This window comes from Oceanicola granulosus HTCC2516 (assembly GCF_000153305.1).
Taxonomy (GTDB): domain Bacteria; phylum Pseudomonadota; class Alphaproteobacteria; order Rhodobacterales; family Rhodobacteraceae; genus Oceanicola; species Oceanicola granulosus.
On record NZ_CH724107.1, the window covers coordinates 2,068,993 to 2,077,006 of the forward strand.

8 protein-coding genes are annotated in these 8,014 nt (G+C 70.3%); 6 read left to right on the forward strand and 2 right to left on the reverse strand.

Going from position 1 to position 8,014, the window contains the following annotated elements; translation table 11 throughout:
• The first annotated feature begins 111 nt into the window (after window positions 1-111).
• The 6 genes from dnaN to gyrB all read left to right on the forward strand — a co-directional run bounded on the left by dnaN (window position 112) and on the right by gyrB (window position 6,473).
• Window positions 112-1,230 (forward strand): DNA polymerase III subunit beta, encoded by a 1,119-nt coding sequence (dnaN, locus tag OG2516_RS10020; protein WP_007255548.1) that lies wholly within the window; start codon window positions 112-114, stop codon window positions 1,228-1,230.
• Window positions 1,231-1,275: 45 nt separating this feature from the next.
• A complete protein-coding gene (gene recF / locus OG2516_RS10025; protein WP_007255549.1) occupies window positions 1,276-2,376 on the forward strand; it encodes a DNA replication/repair protein RecF in 1,101 nt (366 codons plus the stop codon).
• Complete coding sequence (locus OG2516_RS10030) at window positions 2,373-2,909, forward strand: GNAT family N-acetyltransferase (RefSeq protein ID WP_007255550.1); 537 nt, start codon at window positions 2,373-2,375, stop codon at window positions 2,907-2,909. Before recF ends, OG2516_RS10030 begins: the two co-directional genes overlap by 4 nt.
• A 14-nt stretch (window positions 2,910-2,923) precedes the next feature.
• Window positions 2,924-3,358 (forward strand): VOC family protein, encoded by a 435-nt coding sequence (locus OG2516_RS10035; protein ID WP_007255551.1) that lies wholly within the window; start codon window positions 2,924-2,926, stop codon window positions 3,356-3,358.
• Window positions 3,355-3,975: a LysE family translocator gene (locus OG2516_RS10040; RefSeq protein ID WP_007255552.1), complete on the forward strand. Its 621-nt coding sequence runs from the start codon at window positions 3,355-3,357 to the stop codon at window positions 3,973-3,975. Before OG2516_RS10035 ends, OG2516_RS10040 begins: the two co-directional genes overlap by 4 nt.
• An 80-nt stretch (window positions 3,976-4,055) precedes the next feature.
• Window positions 4,056-6,473 carry a DNA topoisomerase (ATP-hydrolyzing) subunit B gene (gene gyrB, locus OG2516_RS10045; protein ID WP_007255553.1) on the forward strand — a complete coding sequence of 806 codons (2,418 nt, stop codon included), beginning with the start codon at window positions 4,056-4,058 and terminating at the stop codon, window positions 6,471-6,473.
• A gap of 98 nt (window positions 6,474-6,571) precedes the next feature.
• Here the strand turns inward: gyrB and OG2516_RS10050 are convergent, their stop codons facing one another.
• Together OG2516_RS10050 and OG2516_RS10055 are read right to left on the reverse strand one after the other, a co-directional pair.
• A complete protein-coding gene (locus OG2516_RS10050; protein ID WP_050769130.1) occupies window positions 6,572-7,072 on the reverse strand; it encodes a gluconokinase in 501 nt (166 codons plus the stop codon).
• A 2-nt stretch (window positions 7,073-7,074) separates the two neighbouring features.
• Window positions 7,075-7,926: an LOG family protein gene (locus tag OG2516_RS10055; protein WP_007255555.1), complete on the reverse strand. Its 852-nt coding sequence runs from the start codon at window positions 7,924-7,926 to the stop codon at window positions 7,075-7,077.
• Window positions 7,927-8,014: the final 88 nt, after the last annotated feature.

Sequence of the window (8,014 nt, forward strand, 5' to 3'; positions counted from 1 at the left end):
TGTTGCCGTGCAACACTTGACGGACTGGGCAGGAATCCGCTTGAGCCGGGTCGGGAATTGGGTAGCTTTGCCCTCCCGGACGGACGGATCGGCCAAAGACGGAGCGAGGGCATGAAATTCTCCATCGAACGCGGCGCGCTGCTCAAGGCGGTGGCGCAGGCGCAATCGGTCGTCGAGCGCCGCAACACGATCCCGATCCTCGCCAACGTGCTGATCGAGGCCGAGGGCGACGGCGTCCAGTTCCGCGCCACGGACCTCGACATCGAGGTGGTCGACCGCGCCCCGGCGCAGGTGGAGCGCGCGGGGGCCACGACTGTCGCGGCGGTCACGCTCAACGAGATCGTGCGCAAGCTGCCCGACGGGGCGCTCGTCACGCTGGCCGAAGACGGCGGCAGCGGGCGGCTGCAGATCATGGCCGGCCGGTCGAACTTCTCGCTGGCGACGCTGCCGCGCGAGGATTTCCCCGTCATGGCCTCGTCGGAATACGCCACCAACTTCACCGCCGACGCGCCGGTGCTGCGGCGGCTGTTCGACAAGTCGAAGTTCGCGATCTCCACCGAGGAGACCCGCTACTACCTCAACGGCGTCTACATGCATGTCGCGGAGGGCGAGGACGGCCGCGCGCTGCGCTGCGTCGCCACCGACGGCCACCGGCTGGCGCGCATCGACGCCGCCCTGCCCGAGGGGGCCGAGGAGATGCCCGGCGTGATCGTGCCGCGCAAGACTGTGGGCGAGCTGCGCAAGCTGCTCGACGACGACGAGATGCAGATCGCGGTGTCGGTCAGCGAGACCAAGATCCGCTTCGCCACGCCCGACATCACCCTCACCTCCAAGGTCATCGACGGCACCTTCCCCGACTATTCCCGTGTCATCCCGGCCAACAACGCCAAGCGGCTCGAGGTGGATGCGAGTGAGTTCGCCAAGGCCGTCGACCGGGTCGCGACGGTGTCGTCCGAGCGCAGCCGCGCGGTGAAGCTGAGCCTCGACGAGGACCGGCTGATCCTGTCGGTCAACGCGCCCGATTCCGGCAACGCCGAGGAAGAGCTGGCGGTGGCCTACGGCGACGAGAAGCTCGATATCGGCTTCAACGCCAAGTACCTGCTAGAGATCGCCAGCCAGGTCGATCGCGAGAACGCGGTGTTCCTGTTCAACTCCTCGGGCGATCCGACGCTGATGCGCGAGGGCGACGACACCTCCGCCGTCTACGTCGTGATGCCGATGCGGGTCTGACCCGCGCACGTTGATCTTGCCGGCGAAGTTGCGCACAGACGTGCGATGAGCCGGCTTGCCATCACCCGCCTGACCCTGTCGCACTTCCGCAGCCACAAGCGCGCCGCGGTCGAGGTCGACGCGCGCCCCGTCGCGATCTACGGCGCCAACGGGGCGGGCAAGACGAACCTGCTCGAGGCGGTCTCGATCCTGTCGCCCGGCCGCGGCCTGCGCCGCGCCGGGGCGGCGGAGATGACGCGCCGGCCCGAGACGGTGGGCTGGAAGGTCACCGCCGAAGTTGCCGCGCCCGACCGCCCGCACGAGATCGAGACGTGGAGCGAGGCGAGCGCCGCGCGGCAGGTGCGCATCGACGGCAAGGCCGCGGCGCAGGTGGCGCTGGGGCGGGTGGTGCGGGTGCTGTGGCTGATCCCGAGCATGGACCGGCTGTGGATCGAGGGGGCCGACGGTCGCCGCCGGTTTCTCGACCGGGCGGTGCTGAGCTTCGACGCCGACCACGCGGCCGAGACGCTGGCCTACGAGAAGGCGATGCGCGAGCGCAACCGGCTGCTGAAGGACGAGGTCCGCGACCCGAGCTGGTACGGCGCGCTCGAGGCGCAGATGGCGCGGGCGGGCGCGCGCATCCATGCGGGCCGCGTCGAGGTGCTGGCGGCGCTCGCCGAGGCACAGGAGGGGGCGGAGACGGCGTTTCCCGTCGCCACGCTGGCGCTCGAGCAGTCCGAGGGCGAGCTGCCGGGCGACGAGGCGGCGCTGCGCGAGACATTCGCCGCCGGGCGGGGCCGCGACATGGCGGCGGGCCGGACGCTGGCGGGACCGCACCGCACCGACCTCGCCGCCACCTACGCCGCCAAGGACGTCCCCGCCCGCGACTGCTCGACCGGCGAGCAAAAGGCGCTGCTGATCTCGCTGATCCTCGCCAACGCACGCGCGCTGGCGGCCCGGACGGGCATGCCGCCGTTGCTGTTGCTCGACGAGGTCGCCGCCCATCTCGACGCCGCCCGCCGCGCCGCGCTCTACGAAGAGATCGTGGCGCTCGGAGCGCAGGCGTGGATGACCGGCACCGGCCCGGAGCTGTTCGCCGAGCTCGGCGACCGGGCGCAGCGGCTGGAGGTGCGGGAGACGGACGGGGTGAGCGAGGTGCTGGGATGAGGATCGAGCGGATCGAGGAAGTGCGGCTCGACCACGAGACCGAGGCGGAGGCCGCCGCGCTGATCGAGCGCTGCTTCGGAGTCGACGCGGGCTTCGGCGGGCGCAGCTACCACGGCCAGCGCCACCATGTCCGGCTGCTTGCCCGCGACGGCGGGCGCATCGTCGGGCACATGGCGCTGACCTGTCGCGGCATCCGGCTCGGCGACCGGCTGTTCGACATGCTCGGGCTCGCCGAGGTCTGCACCGCCCCCGAGCGGCGCGGCGAGGGGATCGCCGGGGCGCTGGTCGCGGCGGCGCTCGACGAGGCGCGGGCGAGCGCCGCGCAGGTGGTGCTGCTGTTCGGGGTGGCCAAGGTCTACGCCGCCCACGGCTTTCGCCGGGTGACAAACGAGGTCTGCTGGACCGAGGTGGGGGGCGTGCGCTCGGGCGACGCGCGGAGCGTGCGCGACGACGACCTGATGGTGCTGGTCCTCGACGCCGGGCTCGAATGGGACGAGGATGCTCCCGTCGACCTGGCCGGCGGCCGGTTCTGAAGGGAGGGGACGAAATGAAAGCCCAGCGCGTGAGCCTGATCACCCTCGGCGTGCGTGACCTCGCGCGCGCCCGGGACTTCTACGCCGCGCTCGGCTGGACCCCGCACGGCCAGAGCCAGGAGAGCGTCACCTTCTACCAACTCGACGGCCTCGTTCTCGGCCTGTTCGGACGCGAGGCGCTGGCCGAGGAACAGGGCCGGCCCGGTGCGACCCTCGGCACCGGCGCGATGACACTGGCGCAGAATTTCTCCGACCGCGCCGGGGTGGACGCCGCCTGGCGGGCCGCGCTGGCCGCCGGTGCGGAGGCTCTGAAGGCGCCCGAGGGGGTGTTCTGGGGCGGCTACTCGGGCTATTACGCCGACCCCGACGGCCATGTCTGGGAGATCGCGCACAACCCGTTCTGGCCGCTCGCCGAGGACGGCACGCTGACCCTGCCGGAGGCGCCGTGACCGTCACCCTCGCCCAGCTCGGCCTCTATGCCGGCGCGCTGCTGATCCTGTTCCTGACCCCGGGCCCGGTCTGGGTGGCGCTCACCGCGCGCGCCCTCTCGGGCGGCTACCGCGCCGCGTGGCCGCTGGCGATGGGCGTGGTGGTGGGCGACGTGCTCTGGCCGTTCCTGGCGATCCTCGGGGTCAGCTGGATCGTCTCGGCGTTCGCCGGATTCATGACGGTGCTGCGTTGGGTCGCCTGCCTGACCTTCGTGGTGATGGGCGTCCTGATCTGGCGCAACGCCGACAAGACCGTCGCCACCGACAGCCGCCTCACCCGCCCCGGCATGTGGGCGGGCTTCGTCGCGGGCCTCGCGGTGATCCTCGGCAACCCGAAGGCGATCCTGTTCTACATGGGCGTGCTGCCGGGCTTCTTCGACCTGACCGCCCTGACCCTGCCCGACATGCTGGCGATCGCCGGCCTCTCGGCGCTGGTGCCGCTGCTGGGCAATCTCGTTCTGGCCGGGATGATCGACCGCGCACGGCGGCTGCTGACCTCGCCGCGCGCGCTGCGGCGCACGAACCGGACCGCGGGGGGGCTGCTGGTGGCGGTGGGGGCGGTCATCCCCTTCACCTGACGCGCAAAATCTAGCGCAATGACGTGACATTGCCCCCCAGAATTCGTATATGACAGCCAGCAAGAACGAAGGAATTTCCGATGGCTGAACCCGAGCGCATCCCGGAAGATTACGGCGCAGATTCCATCAAGGTTCTCAAGGGCCTGGAAGCGGTGCGCAAGCGTCCCGGCATGTATATCGGCGACACCGACGACGGCAGCGGCCTGCACCACATGGTGTACGAGGTCGTCGACAACGGCATCGACGAGGCCCTGGCCGGTCACGCCGACCATGTCCACGTCAAGATCCACGCGGATTCCTCCGTCTCCGTGTCCGACAACGGCCGCGGCATTCCCGTCGACATTCACCAGGGCGAAGGTGTCTCGGCGGCCGAGGTCATCATGACCCAGCTGCACGCGGGCGGGAAGTTCGACTCCAACTCCTACAAGGTCTCCGGCGGCCTGCACGGCGTCGGCGTCTCGGTGGTCAACGCGCTGTCGGTCTGGCTCGAGCTGCGCGTCTGGCGCAACGGCAAGGAGCACGTGGCCCGCTTCGAACACGGCGAGACCGTCGAGCACCTGAAGGTCGTCGGCGACGCGCACGGCCGCAGCGGCACCGAGGTCCGCTTCCTCGCCTCGACCGACACCTTCTCCAACCTCGACTACGACTTCCACACGCTCGAGAAGCGCCTGCGCGAGCTCGCCTTCCTCAACAGCGGCGTGCGGATCATCCTCGAGGACGACCGCCCCGCCGAGCCGCTGCACGTGGAGCTGTTCTACGAGGGCGGCGTGAAGGAGTTCGTGAAGTACCTCGACCGCTCGAAGAGCGCGATGCTGCCCGAGCCGATCCACGTCGAGGGGATGCGCGACGACATCACCGTCGAGGTCGCGATGTGGTGGAACGACAGCTACAACGAGATGGTCCTGCCGTTCACCAACAACATCCCCCAGCGCGACGGCGGCACCCACATGGCCGGCTTCCGCGCCGCGCTGACCCGCACCGTCACGAAATACGCCACCGAGAGCGGCATCGCCAAGCGCGAGAAGGTCAACTTCACCGGCGACGACATGCGCGAGGGCCTGACCTGCGTGCTGTCGGTGAAGGTGCCCGATCCGAAGTTCTCCAGCCAGACCAAGGACAAGCTCGTCTCGTCCGAGGTCCGCCCCGCCGTCGAGAGCCTGGTGTCGGAGAAGCTCGCCGAGTGGTTCGAGGAGAACCCGGGCCAGGCGAAGATGATCGTCAGCAAGATCGTCGAGGCCGCGCAGGCCCGCGAGGCCGCGCGCAAGGCGCGCGAGCTGACCCGGCGCAAGACGGCCATGGACGTCAACTACCTCGCCGGCAAGCTCAAGGACTGCTCCGAGAAGGACCCGACCCAGACCGAGGTGTTCCTCGTCGAGGGTGACAGCGCCGGCGGCTCCGCCCAGACCGGCCGCGACCGGCGCACCCAGGCGGTGCTGCCGCTGAAAGGCAAGATCCTCAACGTCGAGCGCGCCCGCTTCGACCGGATGCTCGGCAGCCAGGAGATCGGCAACCTCGTGATGGCGCTCGGCACCGGCATCGGCCGCGACGAGTTCGACATCTCGAAGCTGCGCTACCACAAGATCGTCATCATGACCGACGCCGACGTCGACGGCGCGCACATCCGCACGCTGCTGCTGACGTTCTTCTTCCGCCAGATGCCCCAGCTGATCGAGAACGGGCACATCTACATCGCCCAGCCGCCGCTCTACAAGGTTTCGCGCGGCCGCTCCGAGGTCTACCTCAAGGATCAGGCGGCGATGGACGAGTACCTGATCGAGCAGGGCGTCGACGGCGCGGCGCTGCGGCTCGGCACCGGCGAGGAGATCGTCGGGCAGGACCTCAAGCGCGTCGTCGAGGAGGCCCGCCAGCTGCGCCGAGTGCTCGAGGCGTTCCCGACCCACTACCCGCGCCACATCCTCGAGCAGGCCGCCATCGCCGGCGCCTTCGTCTCGGGCGAGGTCGAGCGCGACCTGCAGGGCGTGGCCGACAAGGTCGCCGCGCGGCTCGACCTGATCGCGCTCGAGTACGAGCGCGGCTGGCAGGGCCGCATCACCCAGGACAAGGGCATCCGCCTCGCCCGCATCCTGCGCGGCGTCGAGGAGGTCCGCACCCTCGACGGCCCGATGCTGCGCTCCGGCGAGGCGCGCCGCTCGGGCAGCTTCACCCAGTCGCTGCAGGAGGTCTACGGCACCGCCGCCACCCTCTACCGCAAGGACCGCAGCCAGGTCATCTACGGCCCCCTCGGCCTGCTCCAGGCGATCCTCGAGGAAGGCGAACGCGGCCTCACCCTGCAGCGCTACAAGGGCCTCGGCGAGATGAACCCCGAGCAGCTCTGGGAGACCACCCTCGACCCCGACGCCCGCACCTTCCTGCAGGTGAAGATCGACGACGTGACCGAGGCCGACGACCTGTTCACCAAGCTCATGGGCGACGTCGTCGAACCCCGCCGCGAGTTCATCCAGCAGAACGCGCTGAGCGTGGAGAACCTGGACTTCTGACAACGCACGGGCGGGGCCTGGCTCCGCCCGGTTCCGCCGCACGCCGTCGCACGTGAAACAGCGGCTTCAAGCGACGGACTATGGAGGGGCGGCGGGCGCTAGCGGGCGCGCCACGCCTCGAGCACGGCGTCCGCCATCTCCTCGGGCGGGCGGCGGGCGCTGACGGCGATGTGGTCCTCGTCGTCGCCGGGCACCTCGAGCGTGTCGAACTGGCTGTCGAGCAGCGACAGCGGCATGAAGTGGCCCTCGCGGCTGCCCATCCGCTCGGCGACGAGGTCCTTGGGCGCGTCGGGGTAGATCGTCACCAGCCCCGGCAGCCCGGCGCGCAGCCGCTCGCGGTAGCTGCGCTTGAGCGCCGAGCAGGCGATGATCACCGGCCGCGTCTGCCGGGCGTCGGCGGCGGCCTCGGCGATGCGGTCGAGCCAGGGCCAGCGCATCTCGTCGTTGAGCGGCTTACCGGCCTCCATCCGCGCGATGTTCTCCTCGGGGTGGAACTGGTCGCCCTCGAGAAACGTCGCCTCGAGCCGCTCGGCCAGCAGCTCCCCCAGGGTGGACTTGCCCGACCCGGCCGTCCCCATCACCAGCAGTACCGGATGCATCGTCACCGCCCCGGAATGGTCTGGCGGCGCTCGCCGGCGCCGGGCCAGGTGTCGATCGCCTCGAGCGCCTCCTCGGCGGTCTCCACGAAGCGGAACAGGTCGAGGTCGGCGGGCGAGATCGTCCCGGCTTCCTCGAGCGCCTTCCAGTCCACGATCCGCTCCCAGAACTCGCGGCCGAAGAGCAGGACGGGGACCATCTGCATCCGCCCGGTCTGGATCAGCGTCAGGCACTCGAAGGTCTCGTCGAGCGTGCCGAAGCCGCCGGGGAAGACGCACACCGCGCGGGCCCGCATCAGGAAGTGCATCTTGCGGATCGCGAAGTAGTGGAAGTTGAAGCAGAGCTCCGGCGTGACGTAGGCGTTGGGCTGCTGCTCGTGGGGGAGCACGATGTTGAGCCCGATCGAGCGGCCGCCCGCGTCGACCGCGCCGCGATTGCCCGCCTCCATGACGCCGGGCCCGCCGCCGGTGACGATGACGTCCTCGCTGCCGCCGTTCCTCATCGAGCGCTCGGTGACGATGCGGGCGAACTTGCGTGCCTCGGCATAGTGCGCCGAAAGGCCCGCCAGCGTCTCGGTGCGCGCGGAGTCCTTCTGGTCGGGCGATGGGATGCGCGCGCCGCCGAAGAGCACGATGGTCGACTGCACGTCGGCCTCGTTCATCATCAGCTCCGGCTTGAGCAGCTCGAGCTGCAGCCGGACGGGACGCAGCTCCTCGCGCAGCAGGAAGTCGGTGTCGTCGAAGGCGAGCCGGTAGCTCGGCGATTCCGCCTGCGGCGTCTGGGGGGTCTGCTCGGCGGCGACCCTGTCCTGGCGGCTGTCGCGGAAGGGGCGGCGGAGGCGGTCCTTCTTCGTCATCGCGGTCTCCTTGTTGGCGCAAGGATACGTGATGGCAGGCCCCGCGGGAGAAGTCCATTTGCAAGGGCCCGAGGGGACGGGCGTGGGT

Bases quoted from the DNA above. Each gene is read 5' to 3' on its own strand.
- dnaN (WP_007255548.1), top strand. From the start codon at position 112: ATGAAATTCTCCATCGAACGCGGCGCGCTGCTCAAGGCGGTGGCGCAG.
- recF (WP_007255549.1), top strand. From the start codon at position 1,276: ATGAGCCGGCTTGCCATCACCCGCCTGACCCTGTCGCACTTCCGCAGC.
- OG2516_RS10030 (WP_007255550.1), top strand. From the start codon at position 2,373: ATGAGGATCGAGCGGATCGAGGAAGTGCGGCTCGACCACGAGACCGAG.
- OG2516_RS10035 (WP_007255551.1), top strand. From the start codon at position 2,924: ATGAAAGCCCAGCGCGTGAGCCTGATCACCCTCGGCGTGCGTGACCTC.
- gyrB (WP_007255553.1), top strand. From the start codon at position 4,056: ATGGCTGAACCCGAGCGCATCCCGGAAGATTACGGCGCAGATTCCATC.
- OG2516_RS10050 (WP_050769130.1), bottom strand. From the start codon at position 7,072: ATGCATCCGGTACTGCTGGTGATGGGGACGGCCGGGTCGGGCAAGTCC.
- OG2516_RS10055 (WP_007255555.1), bottom strand. From the start codon at position 7,926: ATGACGAAGAAGGACCGCCTCCGCCGCCCCTTCCGCGACAGCCGCCAG.